General features: G+C 69.1%; 16 protein-coding genes. 9 read left to right on the top strand and 7 right to left on the bottom strand.

What is annotated here, in order from left to right:
• The first annotated feature begins 23 nt into the window (after window positions 1–23).
• Complete coding sequence (locus tag ACIBX3_RS28295) at window positions 24–368, top strand: STAS domain-containing protein (RefSeq protein ID WP_397122069.1); 345 nt, start codon at window positions 24–26, stop codon at window positions 366–368.
• Here the strand turns inward: ACIBX3_RS28295 and ACIBX3_RS28300 are convergent.
• From ACIBX3_RS28300 to ACIBX3_RS28315, 4 genes are all read right to left on the bottom strand, one after another.
• The gene (locus tag ACIBX3_RS28300; protein ID WP_397122071.1) at window positions 365–2551 is read right to left on the bottom strand and encodes a germacradienol/geosmin synthase; all 2187 of its coding nucleotides are present in this window, start codon (window positions 2549–2551) and stop codon (window positions 365–367) included. The two genes, ACIBX3_RS28295 and ACIBX3_RS28300, sit on opposite strands and share 4 nt — an antisense overlap.
• Window positions 2552–2621: 70 nt before the next feature.
• A complete protein-coding gene (locus ACIBX3_RS28305) occupies window positions 2622–4022 on the bottom strand; it encodes a family 2B encapsulin nanocompartment shell protein (protein WP_397122553.1) in 1401 nt (466 codons plus the stop codon).
• On the bottom strand, window positions 4000–4992 hold the full coding sequence (locus ACIBX3_RS28310; RefSeq protein WP_397122072.1) for a 4-hydroxy-3-methylbut-2-enyl diphosphate reductase: 993 nt from the start codon (window positions 4990–4992) through the stop codon (window positions 4000–4002). The genes ACIBX3_RS28305 and ACIBX3_RS28310 overlap by 23 nt, the downstream gene beginning before the upstream one ends.
• A gap of 12 nt (window positions 4993–5004) precedes the next feature.
• On the bottom strand, window positions 5005–6003 hold the full coding sequence (locus ACIBX3_RS28315; RefSeq protein WP_397122074.1) for a polyprenyl synthetase family protein: 999 nt from the start codon (window positions 6001–6003) through the stop codon (window positions 5005–5007).
• 300 nt (window positions 6004–6303) lie between these two features.
• On the opposite strand from ACIBX3_RS28315, the gene ACIBX3_RS28320 reads away from it, so the two are divergent.
• The 5 genes from ACIBX3_RS28320 (at window position 6304) to ACIBX3_RS28340 (ending at window position 10595) form a co-directional block, all read left to right on the top strand.
• Entirely contained in the window at window positions 6304–7485 is a 1182-nt protein-coding gene (locus tag ACIBX3_RS28320; protein WP_397122076.1) for a zinc-dependent alcohol dehydrogenase, read from the top strand.
• A gap of 51 nt (window positions 7486–7536) precedes the next feature.
• Window positions 7537–8586 carry an NAD-dependent epimerase/dehydratase family protein gene (locus ACIBX3_RS28325; protein WP_397122078.1) on the top strand — a complete coding sequence of 350 codons (1050 nt, stop codon included), beginning with the start codon at window positions 7537–7539 and terminating at the stop codon, window positions 8584–8586.
• A 204-nt stretch (window positions 8587–8790) separates the two neighbouring features.
• Window positions 8791–9261, top strand: coding sequence for an ATP-binding protein (locus ACIBX3_RS28330; RefSeq protein WP_397122080.1), 471 nt, complete (start codon window positions 8791–8793; stop codon window positions 9259–9261).
• A 22-nt stretch (window positions 9262–9283) separates the two neighbouring features.
• Entirely contained in the window at window positions 9284–10183 is a 900-nt protein-coding gene (gene folP / locus ACIBX3_RS28335; protein WP_397122081.1) for a dihydropteroate synthase, read from the top strand.
• Between the two features lie 13 nt (window positions 10184–10196).
• Entirely contained in the window at window positions 10197–10595 is a 399-nt protein-coding gene (locus tag ACIBX3_RS28340; protein WP_397122083.1) for a DUF1992 domain-containing protein, read from the top strand.
• 125 nt (window positions 10596–10720) lie between these two features.
• On the opposite strand, the gene ACIBX3_RS28345 is transcribed toward ACIBX3_RS28340, so the two are convergent.
• The gene (locus ACIBX3_RS28345; RefSeq protein WP_397122084.1) at window positions 10721–13021 is read right to left on the bottom strand and encodes a glycoside hydrolase family 6 protein; all 2301 of its coding nucleotides are present in this window, start codon (window positions 13019–13021) and stop codon (window positions 10721–10723) included.
• Window positions 13022–13390: 369 nt separating this feature from the next.
• Here ACIBX3_RS28345 and ACIBX3_RS28350 point away from each other — a divergent pair, with 369 nt between their 5' ends.
• Genes ACIBX3_RS28350 through ACIBX3_RS28360 form a run of 3 tightly spaced genes read left to right on the top strand, consistent with a single transcriptional unit; the run spans window position 13391 to window position 20419 of the window.
• Window positions 13391–16291, top strand: a complete 2901-nt coding sequence (locus tag ACIBX3_RS28350) for a glycoside hydrolase family 48 protein (RefSeq protein WP_397122086.1) — start codon at window positions 13391–13393, stop codon at window positions 16289–16291.
• On the top strand, window positions 16234–18789 hold the full coding sequence (locus ACIBX3_RS28355) for a glycoside hydrolase family 9 protein (protein ID WP_397122555.1): 2556 nt from the start codon (window positions 16234–16236) through the stop codon (window positions 18787–18789). The genes ACIBX3_RS28350 and ACIBX3_RS28355 overlap by 58 nt, the downstream gene beginning before the upstream one ends.
• Window positions 18790–18844: 55 nt before the next feature.
• On the top strand, window positions 18845–20419 hold the full coding sequence (locus ACIBX3_RS28360; protein WP_397122088.1) for a cellulase family glycosylhydrolase: 1575 nt from the start codon (window positions 18845–18847) through the stop codon (window positions 20417–20419).
• A gap of 162 nt (window positions 20420–20581) precedes the next feature.
• On the opposite strand, the gene ACIBX3_RS28365 is transcribed toward ACIBX3_RS28360, so the two are convergent.
• Together ACIBX3_RS28365 and ACIBX3_RS28370 are read right to left on the bottom strand one after the other, a co-directional pair.
• Window positions 20582–21097, bottom strand: a complete 516-nt coding sequence (locus ACIBX3_RS28365; protein ID WP_397122090.1) for a hypothetical protein — start codon at window positions 21095–21097, stop codon at window positions 20582–20584.
• Window positions 21094–22143, bottom strand: coding sequence for a lytic polysaccharide monooxygenase (locus tag ACIBX3_RS28370; RefSeq protein ID WP_397122092.1), 1050 nt, complete (start codon window positions 22141–22143; stop codon window positions 21094–21096). Before ACIBX3_RS28370 ends, ACIBX3_RS28365 begins: the two co-directional genes overlap by 4 nt.
• Between the last annotated feature and the right edge of the window lie 34 nt (window positions 22144–22177).

Raw genomic sequence — 22177 nt, forward strand, 5'->3', positions numbered from 1 at the left:
TGCGTGTTGGGGGGTGCTAGAGCGTGGGCGGTCCAGAAGAGCGGCTGCTCTACCAGGACGAGCAACTCACGATCACGGTACGCGCGACATCCGAGGCACCGGCCGTCACGCTGATCGGCGAGATCGACGCCACCAACAGCCATGCGCTGGCGGGCGCCCTGGCGAGCTGCCGGCAGGGCACATACATCGTCGTCGACACCGGGCTGCTGACCTTCATCGACGTCTCGGGGCTGCGCGTGCTCGTCATGCCCACCCTGCCCCCGTCACAGCGCTGGATCCGGCTGCACAACGTCACGCCGTACCAGCGGCGGCTGCTGCGCATGATGGGCTGGTACTACGAACATCGCCCCCACCATCTGCCCATCTAGCCCGGCTGATCACCTGCGGGGAAGGCGGCCGCGGCCGAGGTGCCCAGCCCTTTCGGGCCGCCGAGCAGGAAACGCGGAGGCCGGTGATGGCGGCGCAGCGACTCCTCGTCGTAGCGGCGGCAGAAGCGGTGCCAGTTCTGGATGCCGGCCAGCCAGTTCCGCAGCTCGGCCACGAACCCGTCGAGGTCCCGCCGGGCCTCCGCGTCCAGCCCGAAGTCGTCGCAGACGACCGGCAACTCGTTCTCGGCGAGGTGCTGGAACTCCTTCACCCGCGAGGTCAGCAGGTCGTTGACGATCGTCAGCGCCGCCGGGTAGTCGCAGTCGAAGAAGTTTCGCACCACCAGGAGCGAGTTGTGCAGCTCGCCCTCGAACTCGATCTCCTTCTGGTAGGAGAAGATGTCGTTGACGAGCAGGCCGGCGTCCATCATGGCGTTCTCCAGCGCCCGCATGGGGCCGCTCTCGTACACCTCCTCGGGGATGGCCTTCCCGTGCCGCAGCCGGCTCAGGCTCATGGTCATTTCCGAGCCGAAGGTCAACCGGCGCATCTCGATGTAGTCCACCGGGTCCGGGATGTGGTGCGCCGCCTCGTTGGCCAGCTCCCACAGCCACCCCTCGCACATCCGCTCGACCGCTCCGCGGAGCTTGCGGCGGTCCGCGGGCGGCATCGGCGCGACCGTACGGGCCCAGACGTCGGCGAGCCCGCGTTCCAGCGCGCCGGCGGGCGGCGGCGGGGGCGTGCCGTCCACAGGCATGAACGCCGAGAACTTGGCCACCGTGATCCTGGCCGCCACGAGGTTGCGCGACCTGCCGAAGACGACCGGGAAGTAGTCGTCGCCGTAGGTGCCCCAGGCCAGCCAGAACGACGCCAGGTCCAGCTCCTCGGGAGAGGCGTCGGGGTGCAGTCCCGCCGCGCACAGCGGCAGGTCGATGTCGACCAGCTTCTCCGCGTCCCACACCGCCGACCCCGCCACCCCTGGCTGGGCCTCCAGCATGCCCATCGCCCGGCACCAGGCCACGGTGTGGCGGCGGGCGGCGTCGAGATGCGGCGACAGCCGGAGCTGGAAGGGCACGTGGAGATCGGGGATCTGGGACGGCCCCACCCGCTGGTACGGGACATGCGTGAAGTTCCGCAGCCGCTCGGCCCCCAGCAGGTCCGCCACCGACGACATGCCCAGCGGCCTGCCCGGCTTCGCCCGCTCGTTCATGTACCGGCTGGAGCGCATGTGCCACTCGTGCCCGCCCGACTGCCAGTCCTGCAGACCTTTGACGTACGCCAGCACGCCGGCCGCCGAGACCGGGTCGATCCCGTGCTCGGCGAACAGCGGCCCCAGCTCGGCCACCGCGGTGTGCTCGAACTGCTGCAACCGCGAGGTCAGCAGATCGTTGACGGCGTCGGCCGCCTCCTGCGTGCCGCAGCCGAGGAACGTCTCCAGCACCAGCACCCCGTTGCTGAGCTCGCCCTCCTCCCCGACCTCCCGCTGGTACGAGAACAGGTCGTTGCGCAGGTGGACGGCGTCGGAGAAGGCGTCTCTCAGCACCCGCATCGGCCGGGTCGCCGCGATCCGCGCCGGCACCTCGGCCCCCACGGCGTGCTCGACGAGCCCCGCCGACCACGGCGCCCCGCCCACCTTGCGCCGCATCTCGATGTACTCGACGGGGTTGGCGATCCGCCCCTTGTTGATGTTGGCCAGCTCCCAGAGCGACTCGTTGAGCAGGTTCCGTGTGCTCTCGGCGAACCGCTCGCGCCAGCCCCCGGACCGGCCCGGCACGGTGCGGACCCACAGGTCGGCCAGTCCCGCCTCGACCGGGTTGGCCGGCTCCGGCATGGTCAGATCCGCGCCCATCGGCATGAAACGGGCCACCCTTGCGAGGTACGCCTTGCCGCCCTTCAGGTCACCCGTACGCTTGAAGACCTCCAGGAAATGGTCGTCGAAGAAGAAGACCCACACGTACCAGTCGGTTATCAGGCACAGCTCCGCGGCGTCGCAGTCCGGATGGGTGTAGGCGCACATCAGCGGATAGTCGTGGGCGTCCAGATCGGCCTCCTCCCAGACGCCCGAGCCCTCCAGCATGCCCATGTCGCGCGCCCATCGCTTGGAGTGCGTACGCGCCTGCTCGAGGTGCGGGTTGAGCCGCGCCGGGTACGGCATGTAGAAGTCCGGCAGCTCGAACGGCTGGCTCATGACCGCTCGCTCCCCGCCATCGCGAACACCACCAATCCTTGGACAGGACGGACGAGAGGCAATCTCTGACTCAGCCGTTCCTGCCGATCTCCACGTCCTCCAGCACGCCGAGCGCGTCCGGCACCAGGACGGCGCACGAGTAGTAGGCGGTGACCAGGTAGGAGACGACGGCCTTCTCGTTGATGTTCATGAAGCGCACCGACAGGCTCGGCTGATACTCGTCAGGGATGCCGGTCTGGTGCAGGCCGACGACGCCTTGGTTCTCCTGCCCGGTCCGCATGAGCAGGAACGACGTCGTACGCGTGCCGGAGATCGGGATCTTGTTGCACGGAAAGATCGGGACACCCCGCCAGGCCGGCACCCGATGTCCGTTGACCTCGCTCGCCTGCGGGTAGACCCCGCGCTTGCTGCATTCCCTGCCGAAGGCAGCGATGGCCTGGGGGTGGGCGAGGAAGAAGGCCGGATCCTTCCACACGGTGGCCAACAGGTCGTCGAGGTCGTCGGGGGTGGGCGGGCCGGAGCGGGTCCTGATGCGCTGGCCGAAGTCGGCGTTGGAGAGCAGGCCGAACTCCTTGTTGTTGATCAGCTCGTGCTCCTGGCGCTCGCGCAGGGCCTCCACCGTGAGGCGGAGCTGCTGGTCGAGCTGGCTCATCGGCTGGTTGTACAGGTCGGAGACCCGGCTGTGCACGCGCAGGACCGTCTGCGCCACGCTCAGTTCGTACTCGCGGGGGCTCAGCTCGTAGTCCACGAATGTGCCGGGCAGCGTGGGCTCGCCGCTGTGGCCCGACGCCATGTCGATCGCGGCCTCGCCGTAGTCGTTGTGCGCGAGGTTCTCGGTGGAGCGCCAGTTGTCCACGTGCTCGCGCAACGCCGGCGACTGCTCGGCGACCTGCTCGAAGTCCTGCCTGGAGAGCGTGAGGACGGTGGTGACCGTCTTGGCCCGCGCGCTGAACTCGAACTGCCCGCCGTCGGTGAGTGCCTGCTCGCCGAGGTAGTCGCCGTCGGCCAGGGTGCCGAGGCTCTGCGGGTCGCCGTACGCGCCGGTGCTCATCTTGCGTACGCGGCCGTGGGCGATCAAGACGAGCCGGTCACCCGGGCTGCCCTCGGCCACGATCTCCTCATCGGCCGCGACCTCGCTCTGCGTGAAACGATCGGCCAGCGCTTCGAGCACCTCCATATCGTCGAAGCCGCGCAGCATGGGCAACTCGGTGAGCTCGGCCGGGATGACGCGCACCTCCGAGCCGGTGTTGCTGAACGTGATGCGGCCGTCCCCGAGCGTGTAGGTCAACCGCCGGTTGACCCTGAACACGCCGCCGGAGCACTGCACCCACGGCAGGAGCCGCAGCAGCCACCGAGAGGTGATCTCCTGCATCTGCGGGGGAGTCTTGGTCGTGGTCGCGAGCTGCCGGGCCGCCTCGGTGCTGAGGCTGAGCTGCCCGTTGCCGTTTTCAGAGTGGGTGATTTCGGTCATCATGCACCTGCCTGTCTCCGTGCTGGGCCTTGCCGGGGTTGCGAGTAGGTCTGATTTCGGGAGGAAGGGAGAACGTCAAGGTCTCTTGGGTCAGCGTCACCTGCTCCACGTCGGCGTAGCCGCGGGCGGCGAGCCAGGCGAGTAAGTCCTGGACCAGCCGCTCGGGCGCGGAGGCGCCGGAGCTCACGCCGACGGTCTCCACACCGCGCAGCCACCGCTCGTCGGCGTCGGCGGCCCGATCGACCAGGTACGCCGCGTCCGCGCCGGCGCCCCGCGCCACCTCCACCAGCCGCTGCGAGTTGGAGGAGTTGGCCGAGCCGACGATGAGCACCAGCTCGCATTCCGGGGCGATCCTGGTGACCGCCTCCTGACGGTTCTGGCTGGCGTAGCAGATGTCGTCGCTGGGCGGGTCGGCCAGATGCGGGAAACGCCCGCGCAACTCGGCCACGGCGCGCATGGTCTCGTCCACGGCCAGCGTGGTCTGCGACAGCCAGCTCACCGGCCCGGAGCCGCTCGCCGTCACCCCGCCGGGGCGGGCCGGGTCCACGACGTGGATGTGGCCCGGGGCCTCGCCGAGCGTGCCCTCGACCTCCTCGTGCTCGGCGTGGCCGATGAGCACGATCTCGTGACCCGCCTCCGCCAGGCGCGCCGCCTCCTTGTGGACCTTGGTGACCAGCGGGCAGGTCGCGTCGATCGTCCGCAGCCCGCGCCGCGCCGCCTCGTCCTTGACCGCCGGAGACACGCCGTGGGCGGAGAAGACCACCAGCGCGCCGTCGGGAATCTCGTCGAGCTCGTCGACGAAGACCGCGCCCTCCCTGGTGAGCTCGCCGACCACGTACGAGTTGTGCACGATCTGCTTGCGTACGTACACCGGCGCTCCGAAGCGCCGCAGCGCCTCCTCGACCGTGACGATCGCGCGTTCGACGCCCGCGCAGTAGCCGCGCGGCGCCGCGAGAAGTACCCGTGCCATCTGGGAAGCCCCTTACCTGGTGCGGTGCGCGAGCCGATCGGCCAGCACGGCCAGCGCGCTCGCGGCCTCCGGCTTGATCTGCGCCTCGGCCAGGGTGGTCATGGCCTCGCACACCCGTTGTTCGATCATTTCCTCGACCTGCGCGAGCGCTCCGGTGTCGCGCAGGATCTGGCGCAGCTCGGCGGCGCGCTCCTCGGTCAGCTCCCGGTCGCCGTGCCAGCGCCGGAGGTGGTCGCGCTGCGCCGGTGAGGCGTGCCGCATGGCATGCGCGAACAGCACGGTGTGCTTGCCCTCACGCAGGTCGTCGAGCGCCGACTTGCCGGTCTCCGCCGACGAGCCGAACGTGCCCAGCACGTCGTCGCGCAGCTGGAACGCCTCGCCCAGCGGCACGCCGAACCGCGAGTACGAATCCAGCAGCTCCGGGGGTGCGCCGGCCAGCGCGCCGCCGATCTGCAGCGGCCGCTCCACTGTGTACTTGGCGGTCTTGTAGCGGATGACCGTCAGCGCCTCGTCCACGCTCGCGCCGGCACGGAGCTGGGCCAGCATGTCGAGGTATTGTCCGCTGATCACCTCGGTGCGCATGGAGTCGAAGACGTGGTGCGCGGCGCGCAGCCGCAGCGGCTCCACCCCGCACGTCGACAACATCGCGTCCGACCAGGCGAGGCTCAGCGTGCCGAGCAGGATGCCGCCCGCCTGGCCGAACGCCTCCGCGCCCGGTCCTTCGTGCAGCCTCGCCAGATCCTTGTGCACGGTCGGCCGCCCGCGGCGCAGCTCGCTCCCATCCATGATGTCGTCGTGGATCAGCAGCCCGGCGTGGCACAGCTCCAGGGCGGCGGCGGCCTTGATGATCTCCTCACAGTCGTCGCCGCCGGCTCCGCGCCAGCCCCAGTAGCACAGCTGCGGCCGGATGCGCTTGCCGCCGCTGAGCACGAAGTCGTTCAGCACCTGGTACGCGGCCTCGACGTCGGGATCGGGAACGGGGGCGCGCCAGGCTTCGAGAAAACCGCTCAAGTGCTGATCAATGCGTGAACCAAGGGGGTCCTGAGTGAAGCTCACCGGCATTCGCGTGGCTCCTTCTGTCAATCGGTCACTACCAGTAGTTACTCACTGAATACAGAGCGTGTAAAGTCTCTTTTATAGCTGGCGTCTGCTTTTGCCTCAGCGATCCCAAGCTCTGGGGATGCCATGAAGACCCTCGGTGCGGCCCTTCGACCGGCACACCGGCACCTGCGCGGGCGGGCCGGCCACGAGATGGCCGGCCATGGTGCGGGGATGGTCGTTTGATGCTTGACGTGGGGGTATGCGGTCACCATGAAGGCAGTCACCTGGCACGGCAAGCGTGACGTACGGGTCGAGGAAGTGCCCGACCCGGCCGTCAAAGAACCCAACGACGTGGTCATCAAGGTGACCAGCAGCGGAATCTGCGGATCCGACCTGCACCTGTACGAGGTGCTCGGGCCGTTCATGGCCGAGGGCGACATCCTGGGCCACGAGCCCATAGGCCTCGTCGAGGAGGTCGGCTCCGCGATCACGAATCTCAAGCCCGGTGACCGCGTGGTCATCCCGTTCAACATCGCCTGCGGCCACTGTCACATGTGCGGCATGGAGCTGTACGCGCAGTGCGAGACCACCCAGGTGCGCGAGCAGGGCACCGGCGCCGCCCTGTTCGGCTACACCAGGCTGTACGGCCGGGTGCCCGGCGGGCAGGCGGAGTACCTGCGGGTGCCGGAGGCCCAGTTCGGGCCGATCAGGGTGCCGTCCGGGCCGCCGGACGAGCGGTTCGTCTACCTGTCGGACGTGCTCCCGACCGCCTGGCAGGCCGTCGCGTACGCGGACATCCCCGACGGCGGCAGCGTCACTGTCTTCGGCCTGGGGCCCATCGGCCAGATGAGCGCCCGCATCGCGCGCCACCTCGGTCATCGGGTGATCGGCGTGGACGGGGTCATGGCGCGTTTGGAGATGGCCCGCCGCCACGGCATCGAGGTGATCGACGCCAGCGAGGTGTCCAACGTGCCGGAGGAGATCCGCTACCGCACCACGGGACGCGGCACGGACTCGGTCATCGACGCGGTCGGCATGGAGGCCCACGGCTCACCGGCCGCCAAGCTCGCCCAGACGCTCACCGGCCTGCTGCCGGACGCGGTGGCCGCCCCGCTGATGTCCACCGCGGGCGTGGACCGCCTCCGGGCGCTCAACCAGGCCATCGACTCCGTACGCCGGGGTGGGGTGATCTCCGTCATCGGGGTCTACGGCGGCATGGCGGATCCGCTGCCCATGCTGCGCATGTTCGACAAGGGCATCACGCTGCGCATGGGACAGGCCCACGTCCGCCGGTGGATCAGTCAGTTGATGCCGCTGGTGACCGACGACTCCGACCCGCTCGGCGTGATGGACCTGACCACGCACCGGATGCCGCTGGATGAGGCGCCGAGGGCGTACGAGATGTTCCAGAAGAAGGCAGATGGGGCCGTCAAGATTCTGCTGCAGCCATAGAGCGCAGGTCACAGGGGTTTCGTGGGGTGGAGAGCGGGCAGCGGAGCCGTCATGAGAGTCGTTGTGGTGGGGGCCACCGGGAACGTCGGCACCAGTGTGGTGCGCGTGCTGGCCACGGATGAGAACGTGAGCTCGATCGTGGGGGTCGCGCGCCGGCTGCCCGGGTGGCGGATCGACCGCACCGACTGGCGGCAGGCCGACGTGGCCTCCGCGGACCTGACACGGATCTTCGACGGCGCCGACGCCGTGGTGCATCTGGCGTGGCTGTTCCAGCCCACGAGGGACCCGGCGACCACCTGGCGGGCGAACGTGCTCGGCAGCATGCGGGTCTTCCGCGCCGTGGCCGAGGCGGGGGTTCCCGCGCTGATCCACGCCTCGTCCGTGGGGGCGTACTCGCCGGGGCCCAAGGACCGGCCGGTGGACGAGAGCTGGCCCACGCACGGCTGGCCGGGCGCCGCGTACGGACGCGAGAAGGCGTATGTCGAGCGCGTGCTCGACGTCTTCGAGAACGATCACCGGAGCGTCCGCGTGGTGCGGATGCGGCCGGCGTTCATCTTCCAGCGGGTGGCCGCGACCGAGCAGCGCCGGCTGTTCGGCGGGCCGCTGGTGCCGCGGCGGCTGGTCCAGCCGGGGCGAATCCCGTTCGTGCCGGACATTCCGGGCCTGCGGCTGCAGGTGGTGCATGCCGAGGACGCGGCCGAGGCTTATCGCCTGGCCGTGACCCGGCCCGTGAAGGGCGCGTTCAACATCGCCGCCGAGCCCGTCCTCGACCCGCACGACCTGGCCAAGCTGCTCGATGCCCGTACGGTCCGGGTGGCGCCGGGGCTGGCCAGGGCGGCCATGGCGGCGGGATGGCACCTGAGGCTGCTGCCCGCCGCGCCGGGCCTGTTCGACATGGCCCTGCGGCTGCCGGTGATGAGGGTGGACCGGGCCAGGGAGGTGCTCGGCTGGACGCCGCGGCGCTCGTCCTGGGAGACCATGCGGGAGATGTTCGAGGGCTTGCATGACGGCGCCGGCATGGACACCGCGCCGCTCGCCCCCGACGGCGGCCCGGTCGGCCGGGTCAAGGAGTTCGTCTCGGGGGTCGGGGGACGTCCGTAGAAGTTGCCAAGTGTACTTTCCCCTTTGCTGGGAAGAGGGGCACTACGCGAGGTCCTGAGGCGCGGCCTGGTGTCGGAACGACACGGAGGAGCGCTTCATGGACTTTTTCCCCGGATCGCCATTGGACAGGTCCCTCTTCGCGAATTTCGCACGCATACGGATGTTGCGCGTCGGCGAGACCAGGCCAGGTTGGAGGAGCCTGCCATGCGCACCCTGTTGACCCAGCCCTTCACGCTCCACGACGTCACGAAGCTGCGTCGCGCGGTGGCCGAGCAGGCCGAGAGTTGCGGGCTGAGCGGCCGCCGGCTGGACGACTTCGTCCTGGCCGTGCACGAGAGTGTCGTCAACGCTGTCGAGCACGCGGGCGGGCACGGGTATCTCAAGCTGTGGACGGTGGACGGCGTCATCCGCTCCGAGACGTCCGATCGGGGGTCGGGCATCCCGGACGCGTATGTCGTCGGTCACTCGCGGCCGTCCGACTTCTCCTACAACGGGAGAGGGATCTACCTGATCCGGCGGCTGTGCGACACGGCCGACTTCCGCACCGGTCCCCTCGGCACCACGGTCCGGCTCACCATGCGGCTGCCGCCGGGTCCCGATTTCGGCACCCGCCGGCGCATGAGGCGCATCAGGGTCTCGGCAGGCGGGCATCCGCCTGGCCGCTTCACCGCCTGAGTCCGCAGGTAGGCTCACAGGCGTGAGCGGCGCGCAGCTTTCCCCCGGGATCATCTCTCCTGTCCGGCGCATCGGGCGGCGGGAGTTCGATTTCGACCGCCAGGTCGCCGTCATGGCCATCGTCAACCGGACCCCCAACTCCTTCCACGACCAGGGCCGCACATACGCGCTGGACAGCGCCGTGGCGGCGGCCAAGAAGGCCGTGGACGACGGGGCCGACTGGGTGGACATCGGCGGGTTCGCCTTCAGCGCCGCCCAGGTGCAGATCGGCGCGGCGGAGGAGATCGACCGCGTCGCCCCCGTCATCGCCGAGGTCAGGGCCGTCACGGACGCCGTGATCTCGGTGGACACCCACCGGCCCGAGGTGGCCCGGGCGGCCATCGAGGCCGGCGCCGACGTCATCAATGACACCAACGGCCTGCGCGAGCCCGGCATCGCCGAGGTCGCCGCGGCGGCCGGCGTGACCGTGGTGGTCACCCACAGTCTCGGTGGCCCGGGTCGCCGTGTCTTCCGGCCGAGCTACGCCGACGTGGTCGGCGAGGTCGCGGACTTCCTGCGAGAGCGGGTGTCGTTCGCGCTGAAGGCGGGGATCGCCGCCGAAAAGATCATCATCGATCCCGGGCACGACCTCAACAAGAACACCTTCCATTCCCTGGAGCTGACGCGCCGGTTGCAGGAGATCACCTCGATCGGCTACCCGACGCTGGTGGCGCTGTCCAACAAGGACTTCATCGGGGAGACGCTGGACCGTCCGCAGGGGGACCGGAAGGAGGGCACGATCGCCGCCAACGTCCTCTCCATCCTCAAGGGCGCCCGCATCCTCCGGGTGCACGACGTGGCCGCGACCGTCGCGTCCGTACGCATGACCGAGGCCGTGCTCGGCTGGCGCGGCCCTCTCGCCCCAAGTCACAACCTTGCCTGAGATGGGAGCTGATGTGACAGACCGCAAGCCGCCCGGCATGCCGTTCGAGAGCTGGGTCGATCGCCAGATCCGCGAGGCGACGGAGCGCGGCGAGTTCGACGATCTGCCGGGCGCGGGCAAGCCCATTCCGGGGCTCGACCGGCCGCACGACGACATGTGGTGGATCAAGCAGAAGGTGGAGAGCGAAGGGCTCACGATGCCGCTGCCGCCCACGCTGGCGCTGCGCAAGCAGGCGGAGGAGGCGCTGGCCCAGGCGCGCGGGGCCCGGTCCGAGGCCGAGGCACGGCAGATCATCGAGGACGTCAACCACAAGATTCGTGAGGCGATCAGGACGGGGCTGTCGGGGCCGCCGCTCAACCTGATGCCGTTCGACGTGGACGAGATCGTGTCGGAGTGGCGCAGGGCGCGATGAGGAGAAGGGGCCCGGGCCGCAAGGGCCCGGACCCCTCCGTGAGCCGAGGGACCCGGGTCAGGCGGGCCCCTCCCGGCCGATGAGCGGACCCGGGTCAGGCGGGTCGCTCACCGGCCGGACGCCTCTCAGTTGATCGGCGGGTAGGCGTTCTGCAGCAGTTGACGGAACTGCGCGGAGAACCACTGGCCCGACAGCGGCGCGTCGGGCAGCGCACCCGACATGTTGAACTTGTTGAGGTTGTTGCCGGTGTACGTCGGGTCGCACATCCGGTCGAACTTCTTGCCCTCGTCGTTCGGGATGTCCTCGCTGGCGCCGTCGGACTCGCCCGGAGGCTTGATCCAGACGTAGGCGTCGAACCCGGATGCCGGGTTGGCCACGGGCCGCGTTCCCAGGCCGGCGCCGCTCTGGTTGCACCAGTTGCCGGCGTGGATGCGGCGGTCGACACGTGACTGGTCGACGAACGGGTTCAGCTCCGTCGAGGTGCTCGGCCCGGTCGGGCGGGCGCTGCCGCCCCAGCCGTTGCGCGAGGTGTCGATCAGCATGCCGAGCCCGGAGCGGAAGCCCTTGCTGATCAGCCGCGAACGCAGCTCCGTCGCGAAGCTCCGCTCGTCGATGTACCAGTTCCAGTCCACCCAGTTGGACTGCCGGATCGGCTGGTTGCCCACCGTGCCGTTGACGGTGAAGTACGGCTCGGTCGTGGCCGAGTAGTTGGCGGTGTTGACGATGAAGCCGTCCACGCTGTCCACGCCCGCGGTGGTGCCGGCGACGGTGTTGTAGAAGAGGTCGACCGCCGGTTGGAAGTTCGAGTCCCAGCCGAGCCAGGCGTGGTGGGCGGCGTCGATGTAGGTGTAGACGTTGGTGATGGCGTGCAGCTGGTTCAGCGCATACCGGACGCCGTCGACATAGCCGCCGGGGCCGTTGGCCTCGCGGCACTTCTCGAAGGCGTTGAGGTTGGTGACCAGGTTCGGCAGCGAGTCGGGCTCGATGATCGTGACGATGCGCAGGTTGGCGTACTTGGAGTCGCGCATGATGGCCGCGATCGGGTCGATGTACTCGGTCTTGTAGCGGTTGAACCCGTTCTGGGCGATGAGCAGCTCGCCGTTGGAGGCCAGCGCCGAGCAGTCACGGTTGGGCAGGTTGTAGATGACGACCTGGATCGTCAGCGGGGCGGAGCCGTTGGCGGCGTCCTGCCTGACGGCCTCGTCCAGATGGGCGCGCAGGCCCATGGCGGAGGAGTTGCCCGCGATGGCGGCGATGCGGTCCATCCACACGGCCGTGGAGGTGTTGGCCACCGCGGAGCCGCCCGGCTCGGCCGCGGCCTTCGCCGACCAGTTGGGGTTCACGTAGCCGGTGGCTCCGGCGTACGGGTTCTCGGCGTGGGTCGGGTTGGTGCCGCCGTCGTCGTCGGCCTCGGTGGCGGTGACCGTCCGCGAGGTCAGCCCGGTGGAGGCGACGTTGATCGTCCGGCTGCCGTTGGCGGTGTCGGAGTCCTGCGCGGCGGCCAGGGTCACCGTCTGCGGGGTGTTCCAGTTCGACGTGCTGAACGTGAGGTTGCCGCCGGAGGAGACGGTGATGTTGGTGTCGCCGGTGCCGGCCGTCGAGGTGACGCTCACGTTGCCGGTGGGCTGGGTGGCCAGCTGCACCGCGTACGTGGCGGTGGAGCCCTCGGGCACGGTCACCGCGGTCGGCGTCACGATGATCGACTGCTCCTGGACGGCGTCGTCGTCCACCTCGGTGGCGTTGACCGTGGCGCCGGTGACGCCGTTGCCGCCGACGCTGAAGGCGGCCGTGCCGGCGGTGGCGTCGGAGTCCTGGGCCGCGGCCAGGGTGACGGTTTGCGCGGTGTTCCAGTTGCCCGGCGTGAAGGTCAGCGAGCCGCCGGAACTGACGGTCAGGTCGGTGTCACCGCTGGTGCGCGCGGTGGTGACGGTCACGTTGGCGCTCGGCGCGGACGAAAGCCGGGCGGTGAACGTCGCCGTGCCGCCCTCGTTGACCGCGACCGAGCTGGCCGAGACGACCACGGAGGGCGTCGTGGGAGCGCCGCCGCAGGTGGTGCCGTTGACGGTGAAGGAGGTCGGGTTCGGGTTCGTGCCCGACCAGGTGCCGTTGAAGCCCATGGTGATGGAGGCGCCGGTGGCCAGGTTGCCGTTGTACGGCATGTTCGTCCCGGTCATGGTGGCGCCGGACTGGCTCCAGTTCGCGCCCCAGCCGGCGGGGGTGTACTTCTGGCCGGTGGTCGGATAGTCGAAGGCCAGCGACCAGGAGGTCAGCGGGTCGCCGGTGTTCTTCAACGTGATGTTCGCGGTGAAACCGCCCTGACCCGGGCTGCTCGTCCACGAGTTGGCAGAGTAGGTCACGTCGCAGGCGACCGCGGCGTTGGCGGCCGTGCTCTGGCCGACGACGAGCCCTAAGGCCGCGACACTCACGGCGGTCACGGTCACGGCCCATTGGCGAAGGCCGCGTTGGAGTCTCACGAGCGATCATCTCCAGTGCTGCTAGATGGCTGGGAGCGCTCCCATGGTGAGCCGGAGTCGGGGCGCTGTACAGAGCCCGCCTTTCTGCGCGGTGTCCGCCGCCCCGCATGCTCGTTGAATGCCCCGGAACGCCGATGAAACTTTCATCCCGGGCAGCCTGGTGAGAGGAAACACGGGGGTTACCGAACCGCCATTCCGTTGACATATGCCGGAGGGCACCGACAATCCCGTTTGGGAGCGCTCCCACACACCTACTCCCATGGAGACCCCGTGAAGCACAGACCCCCTTCCCTCTTGTCCCGCTTATCGAGGCGTCTCGCCGTGGCCACGACGCTTGTCCTCGTCGCGGGCGTGACCTCGGCCGTTGCGGCAGGCCCGGCCCAGGCCGCCGTGTCGTGTGACGTGACGTACGCCGCCAACCAGTGGACGACCGGCTCCGGTCAGGGCGGCTTCACCGCCAGCATCACGCTGAAGAACACCGGCGACCCCATCACGTCGTGGACCCTTGCCTTTGACTTCCCGACCACCGGACAGAAGTACACCCCCACCGGCTGGGGCGCGAACTGGAGCCAGTCCGGCACCACCATGACCGGGACGAACATGCCGTGGAACGGCAACCTGGCCACCGGGGCCTCCACGAACATCGGCTTCCAGGGCACCTGGACGGGCAGCAACCCGAGCCCCACCGAATTCAGCGTCAACGGCGTCACCTGCGGCGGCACCGGCGAGAACGCCGCGCCCACCGTGTCGCTGACCTCGCCGACCGCGGGCCAGACGTTCACCGCCCCGGCGACCGTGCCGATCGCGGCCAACGCGGCCGACTCCGACGGCACGGTCTCCAAGGTCGACTTCTACCAGGGCACCACGCTGCTGGGCACCGACAACTCGGCGCCGTACAACTACAGCTGGCAGAACGTGGCGGCCGGCAGCTACTCGATCACCGCGCGCGCCACCGACAACGGAGGGAAGACCACGACCTCGCCGCCGGTCGGGATCACGGTCTCCCCGGACTCCGGTCCCGCACTCGTGGTGAGCCCGACCAGCCTGTCCGTGCCGGAGGAGGGGTCCGCGAGCTTCACGGTGAAGTTGTCACAGGCGCCGTCGGCCAACGTGACCGTCACGGCCGCGCGGGTCAGCGGCGACGCCGACATCACCGTCGCCACCCCCACCACCAGGACCTTCACGCCGTCCAACTGGAACACCGCGCAGAGCTTCCAGCTGAACGCGGCCGACGACTCCGACACGACCAGTGGTTCGGCCGTGATCAGGGTGAGCGCCGGCGGCTACGACCCCGTCGACGTCACCGCCAATGAGGCCGACGACGACGTGGGCGGCGAAAACCCGTACGTCCAGCGCTTCGTCGAGCTCTACAACGAGATCCACGACCCGGCCAACGGCTACTTCTCGCCCGAGGGCGTGCCGTACCACTCGATCGAGACGTTCCTGGTCGAGGCGCCGGACCACGGGCACGAGACCACGTCCGAGGCCTACAGCTACTACCTGTGGCTGGAGGCGGTCTACGGGCAGGTCACCGGCGACTGGTCGAAGTTCAACAACGCGTGGGCGTCGATGGAGAAGTACATCATCCCGGCCACCGCCGACCAGCCGACGAACTCCTTCTACAACCCGTCGAAGCCGGCCACGTACGCGTCCGAGCACCTGCAGATCAGCAACTACCCGTCGCAGATCGACCCCGGAGTCACCGTGGGCGCCGACCCGCTGGCGAACGAGCTGCAGAGCGCCTACGGCACCCGGGACATGTACGGCATGCACTGGCTGCTGGACGTCGACAACACCTACGGCTTCGGCCGCTGCGGCGACGGCACGACCAAGCCCGCCTACATCAACACCTACCAGCGCGGCCCGGAGGAGTCGGTCTTCGAGACGATCCCGCAGCCGTCCTGCGACACCTTCGCCCACGGCGGCACCAACGGCTTCCTGGACCTGTTCATCAAGGACAGTTCCTACGCCAAGCAGTGGAAGTACACCAACGCCCCCGACGCCGACGCGCGGGCCGTCCAGGCCGCCTACTGGGCGCTGACCTGGGCCAAGGCGCAGAACAAGGCCTCCGAGGTGTCCGCGAGCGTGGCCAAGGCCGCCAAGATGGGCGACTACCTGCGCTACGCGATGTACGACAAGTACTTCAAGAGGCCCGGGTGCACGAGCCCGTCCTGCCCGGCGGGCACCGGCAAGGACTCCGCCGCGTACCTGCTGAACTGGTACTACGCCTGGGGCGGCGCGACCGACTCCAGCGCCGGATGGGCCTGGCGCATCGGCTCCAGCCACAACCACTCCGGCTACCAGAACCCGTTCGCGGCCTGGGCGCTGTCGAACGTGACCGAGCTCCGGCCCAAGAGCTCGTCCGGCGCGGCCGACTGGAGCACCAGCCTGACCCGCCAGCTGCAGTTCTACAAGTGGCTGCAGTCCAACGAGGGCGCCATCGCCGGCGGCGCGACCAACAGCTGGAACGGCAACTACTCCGCACCGCCGAGCAACCTGCCGAAGTTCCACGGCATGGCCTACGACTGGCAGCCGGTCTACCACGACCCGCCGTCGAACCAGTGGTTCGGCTTCCAGGCGTGGACGATGGAGCGGGTGGCCGAGCTCTACAACGTCACCGGCAACGCCGACGCCAAGGCCATCCTCGACAAGTGGGTGACCTGGGCGCTGGACAACACCACGGTCAGCTCTGACGGCAGCTACCAGATCCCGTCCACGCTCCGGTGGACCGGACAGCCGGCCGGTGACTTCAACGCCACCACCGGCATGCCGCCCGCCAACCCGAACCTGCGCGTGACCGTCGTGGACCACACCCAGGACGTGGGCGTGGCCGGCGCGTACGCCAAGGTGCTGATGTACTACGCGGCCAGGGCCAACCACGCCGAGGCCAGGGACACGGCCAAGGCGCTGCTCGACGCCGTGTGGCAGCACCGTGACGAGGAGGGCGTGTCGGTCCCGGAGACCAAGCAGGACTACAACCGCATCGACGACCCGGTGTACGTGCCTCCGGGCTGGAGCGGCGAGATGCCCAACGGCGACGCCATCAACTCCAACTCCACGTTCATCTCGATCAGGTCGTTCTACCGCGACGACCCCGACTGGCCGAAGGTCGACGCCTTCCTGAAGGGCACCGGCCCGGCGCCCACCTTCAACTACCACCGGTTCTGGGCGCAGGTCGACGTGGCTGTCGCGCTCGCCGAGTACGGGCGGCTCTTCCCGTGAGAAAGGCAGCACTCGTAGCCGCGGTGTCGCTGGCCCTGCCACTCCTGGTGGCGGGGCCGGCGGCCCGTGCCGCCGCACCGGCTTTCGCCTACGGCGAGGCGCTGCAGAAGTCGCTGTGGTTCTACGAGGCCCAGCAGTCGGGCGCGCTGCCCGACTGGAACCGCGTCTCCTGGCGCGGCGACTCGGGCATGAAGGACGGCGACGACGTCGGCGCGGACCTCACGGGCGGCTGGTACGACGCGGGCGACCACGTCAAGTTCGGCTTCCCGATGGCGTTCTCCGCCACCATGCTGGCCTGGGGCGCGGTCGAGTACCGCGACGCGTACGCGTCCTCGGGGCAGCTCACCCACCTGCTCAACAACCTCAAGTTCGTCAACGACTACTTCATCAAGGCCCACCCGTCGCCGAACGTCCTTTATGGACAGGTCGGCAACGGCGGCACGGACCACGCCTGGTGGGGTCCGGCCGAGGCCATGCCGATGACGAGGCCCGCGTACAAGATCGACGCGTCCTGCGGCGGGTCGGACCTGGCGGGGGAGACGGCGGCGGCGATGGCGGCCTCCTCGATCGTCTTCCGCCCGACGAATCCGGCCTATGCCGACACCCTGGTGACGCACGCCAAGCAGCTCTACTCCTTCGCCGACACCGTCAGGAAGAAGTACAGCGAGTGCATCACCGACGCGCAGGGCTACTACAACTCCTGGAGCGGCTTCAACGACGAGCTGGTGTGGGGCGCGATCTGGCTCTACCGGGCCACGAACGACGCCTCCTACCTGGCCAAGGCCGAGACCGGCTACGACAACCTCGGCAGCGAACCGCAGACCAGCATCAAGTCGTACAAGTGGACGATCGCCTGGGACGACAAGTCCTACGGCGCGTACGTGCTGCTGCACAAGCTGACCGGCAAGCAGCGCTACCTCGACGACGCCAATCGCTGGCTCGACTGGTGGACGGTCGGCGTGGACGGCGCCAAGGTGCGCTATTCGCCGGGCGGGCAGGCCGTGCTCGACCGGTGGGGCTCGCTGCGGTACGCGGCCAACACCGCGTTCGCGGCGCTCGTGCACAGCGACTCGATCACCGACGCCACGCGCAAGACGCGCTACCACGACTTCGCGGTCCGGCAGATCAACTACGCGCTCGGCGACAACCCGCGCAGCTCCTCGTACGTGATCGGGTTCGGCGCCAACCCGCCGAAGAACCCGCATCACCGCACGGCGCACGGCTCGTGGACGGACCAGATCACCAATCCTGAGCAGACCCGCCACATCCTGTACGGCGCGCTCGTCGGCGGCCCGCCCGACCCGAACGACGCCTACACCGACAAACGCGACGACTACGTCATGAACGAGGTCGCCACCGACTACAACGCCGGCTTCACCAGCGCGCTGGCCAGGCTCTACAAGGAGTACGGAGGCGCGCCGGCGGCGAACTTCCCGCCGCGGGAGACCCCGGACGGCCCCGAGATCTTCGTCGAGGCCGGCGTGAACGCCTCGGGCGCCACCTTCACCGAGATCAAGGCCATCGTCCGCAACCAGTCGGCCTGGCCCGCCAGGGTCCTGTCCGACGGCTCGTTCCGCTACTACTTCACGCTCGACGGCTCCACGACTGCCTCGCAGATCAGCGTGTCGTCGGCGTACACGCAGTGCAAGGCGCCCACGCTGCATCCAGCGGGCGGCAGCACGTACTACGTGAACATCGACTGCTCCGGGCAGGCCATCGCCCCGGCCGGGCAGTCCCAGCACCGCAGGGAGGTGCAGTTCCGGATCAGCAGCGCGGGCACGTGGGACCCGGCCAACGACTGGTCGTACCGGAACATCCCCACGACGCCCGGTGCGACGCCGGTGCGGACCCAGGACATCACCCTCTACAGCGGCGCCACCAAGATCTGGGGTGAGCCGCCGGGGCCGGAGGAAGAGGACGACACTGCGCCCAGCAAGCCCGGCAAGCCCGCGGTCTCCGCGATCACAGGCTCCACCGCCAGGCTGAGCTGGTCGTCCTCCACGGACAACGTGGGCGTGACCGGCTACGACGTCTACCTGGGGTCCACCAAGGCAGGCACGGCCACGAGCGCTTCCTTCGACCTGAGCGGTCTCACCCCTGCCTCGTCCTACACCGCCTCCGTGGTGGCCAGGGACGCGGCGGGCAACACCTCGGCGCCGTCGGACGGCACCCCGTTCACCACGACGGACGAGCCGCCGCCCCCGGGCGGCTGCACGGGCACGTTCAAGGTGACGAGCAGCTGGGGCGGCGCGTTCCAGGCCGAAGTCACGGTCAAGAACGCCGGCACCTCGGCGATCAACGGCTGGACGGTCGCCTGGACCTCGCAGAACACGATCAGCCAGCTCTGGGGCGGCAAGCACACCCAGACCGGCTCCAGCGTCTCGGTGAAGAACGAGAGCTACAACGGCGCGCTGGCCGCCGGCGCGACCGCCACGTTCGGCTTCATCGCGAACGGCACCCCGACCATCCCCGATCCGATCACCTGCACCCCCTCCTGAGCGAGAACCCGCCCCCGTCACGGGGGCGGGTTCTCGGTCAGGGAAAGGCACTCCCATGAGATCAGTGTTCACCGCGCTGACCGTCCTGCTGGTCATGCTCGTCACCCCCGCCGGCCCGGCGAACGCCGCCGTGGGCATCCACGTCAGCGGCACGAAGATCCTGGAACGCAACGGCCAGGAGTTCGTCATGCGCGGCACCAGTCACGCGCACACCTGGTACACCACCCAGACGAAGGCGTTCGCCGACATCAAGTCGCTCAAGGCCAACACCGTGCGCGTCGTGCTCAGCGGCGGCCGCTGGCCCGCCAACGGCGTCAACGACGTCGCCAACATCGTCTCGCTGTGCAAGCAGAACAAGCTCATCTGCGTGCTGGAGAACCACGACACCACCGGGTACGGCGAGCAGAGCGGCGCCTACACCCTCGACCAGGCCGTCGACTACTGGCTCAGCGTCAAGTCCGCCCTGGTCGGCCAGGAGGACTACATCATCGTCAACATCGGCAACGAGCCCATCGGCAACAACGCCGTCACCCCGGGCTGGGCCGCCCGCACCACCGCCGCCATCCAGAGGCTCCGTGACAACGGCTTCGACCACGCGTTGATGGTGGACGCGCCCAACTGGGGCCAGGACTGGCAGTTCACCATGCGCGACAACGCGCGGGCGGTCTTCGACAGCGACCCCGACAAGAACACGATCTTCTCCGTCCACATGTACGGGGTCTTCGACACGGCCGCCGAGATCACCGCGTACCTGGACGCGTTCAGGACCGCCGGGCTGCCGCTGGTCGTGGGCGAGTTCGGGCACAACCACTCCGACGGCAACCCCGACGAGGACACGATCATGGCGCAGGCCGTGAGCCGCGGCATCGGCTACCTGGGCTGGTCGTGGAGCGGGAACAGCGGCGGTGTCGAGTACCTCGACCAGGTCACCAACTTCGACGTCAACCAGCTCACCTCCTGGGGACAGCGGCTGTTCAACGGCGCCAACGGCATCGCCGCCACCGCCAGGGAGGCCTCGATCTACGGCGGCGGCACCAGCGACCCGACTCCGCCCAGCACGCCGGGCACCCCGACCGCGTCCGACATCACCTCGTCCGGGGCCACCCTGACCTGGGCGGCCTCCACCGACAACGTGGGCGTCACCGGCTATGAAGTCGCCACCTCGTCCGGCACGTCGCTCGGCGCCACGGCCACGAACTCGATCACTCTGACCGGGCTGTCGCCGTCGACCCCGTACCAGGTGCGCGTGCGGGCCAGGGACGCCGCGGGCAACCAGTCGGCCTGGTCGCCGGCGGTCCCCTTCACCACCCTCGGGGGCAGCGGCGGCGGGTGCACCGCCACGGGAACCGCGCAGAGCCAGTGGAGCACCGGCTACGTGGCCCAGGTGACCGTCACCAACACCAGCTCCTCGACCAAGAACGCCTGGACGGTGACGTTCACGCTGCCCGCCGGGCAGACGATCACCGGCTACTGGAACGCCGCGGTGACGGTCAGCGGCCAGACCGTGACGGCCAAGAACCTGAACTACAACGGCACGCTGGCGCCCAACGCGAGCACCGGCTTCGGGTTCCAGGCCGGCCGTCCGAACGGCAACACCTCACTTCCCTCCGGGTACGCGTGCGCCAACTGAACGCCCTGTTGAACATTGGGGCTGTCGGCTGCGTATGAGGAGGTGAGGCCACAACTTCATATCCCTGCCCGATGAACACCATCCCCGCCCGGATGGGACGGACGCGGCCGATTCCTCCAGTCGGCCGCGTCCGTTTGTCCGGCTGCTATTTGGTCCGGGCTGCTATTTGGCCTGGGAGAACCTCTGGCGCGCGGCCTCGATCGGCGCGTCGTCCTCGAACTCCTCATTGAACGCCTGCTCGTGATAGCGCTCGGGGATGAGCCGCTTCACCCGGTCCGGATAGCCCGCTCCCGGCTCGGGCACCCGGATCTGCGGCGGGATGCTGATCTTGACGGCTATCGGGCCCCCGGCCCGCACGGAGGCCGCCCAGTCGTCGCTCTCGCCGGTGATCGCGCACATGTGCCGGGCGTACACCCAGGTCACTTCGACGAGGGAGGCGGCATTCGGCGGCTCGGTCCCGAACGGCTCCACGGCGCACACCACGCGCGAGTCGAAGTCGTGTCCGTGGGCGTGGTGCTCGCCGGGCGAGGCCTCCTCGAGGATCTTGGTCACCTGGGCGGCGAGATCCTCCTTCAGCTGCGATGACGGCTGCCTGGCGACGAAAAACATCACCCCGGCCAGGGTCAGGCCGGCCAGGGTGATGATCGCCGCGACTAGCCCGCGACGCGTTCTGATCACGGGCTGGTGCACGTCAGGGCAGGTGCCGGGTTGGGAACGGAGCCGGTGGCGTTGAAGCCGAACGTGGTCGTGGCGTTCGGCGCCAGCTGTCCGTTGTGCGTGGCGTTGGAGACGGACACATTAGGTGGCTGTCCGTTCACCACGCCGTTCCACGGTGAGCCCTCGAATCCCTGCCCGCCGCTGTAGGTCCACTTGACCGTCCAGCCGCCGAGCGAGCTGGTGCCGGTGTTGCGCACGGTCACCTCGCCCTGGAAGTGGCCGGCCCAGCCGGTGTCGGTGGCCTTCCACGTCGCCGTGCAGGCGCCGGTCGGCGTCGGCGTGATCGTCGGGTCGGGTGACTGTCCGCCGTTGGGACCGACACCGGTGACCTCGCCGTTGCCGCCGTCGAAGACGACGTCGGAGCAGCTGTAGAAGTTCTCGTTGCTGTCCGAGCGGATCCAGTGCGTGAAGATGATGTGCCGGCCGGTCTTGCCGGACGGGAGCTGGGCGTTCCAGTAGTAGTAGTTGAGCCCGCCGGCCCCGCCGGTCTCGGGCGGGTCGGTGACGCTGCCGAACGGCTCCAGGTCGGACCACTTCAGTGGCGCGTTCGGGTTCCAGCCGTTCTTGGTGATGTAGTAGTTGAACGCGCCGGGGTGCCTGGCCCAGTTGCTGTGCCGCATCTGGATGGAGCGGCCGGCGGTCAAGTGGGTCAGCGGCCAGTCGGAGCGAACCGCGTTGTATGCCGAGAAGTCGTAGGGCCCGCCGGTGCCGCCGCTGCAGATCTGCCCGTCGGGGATGAATCCGGTGGTCCGGCCCGCGCCGTCGGAGCGCAGCACCGCGAACCAGTTGTACAGAGGAGTCGTGCCGCTCTGCTGAACGGCGGCCGCGCACGCCGGGTTGTAGGGGATGATCTGGCCGTTGTCCCGCAGGCCGTCCTGCCAGCACAGGAACGTGCGGGCGCCCGGGAACATCGAGACGCCGTGCGCCTGCGCCTGCGTCGGGATCATCAAGACACTAGTGATCAGGACCATGACGGCGGTGATCGCCGCCGACTTGAATAACTTCATGGGGATTCCCTTGCGCTGACGACGGAGGAAACCT

The sequence above is a fragment of the Nonomuraea sp. NPDC049480 genome (assembly GCF_044465905.1).
GTDB lineage: Bacteria > Actinomycetota > Actinomycetes > Streptosporangiales > Streptosporangiaceae > Nonomuraea.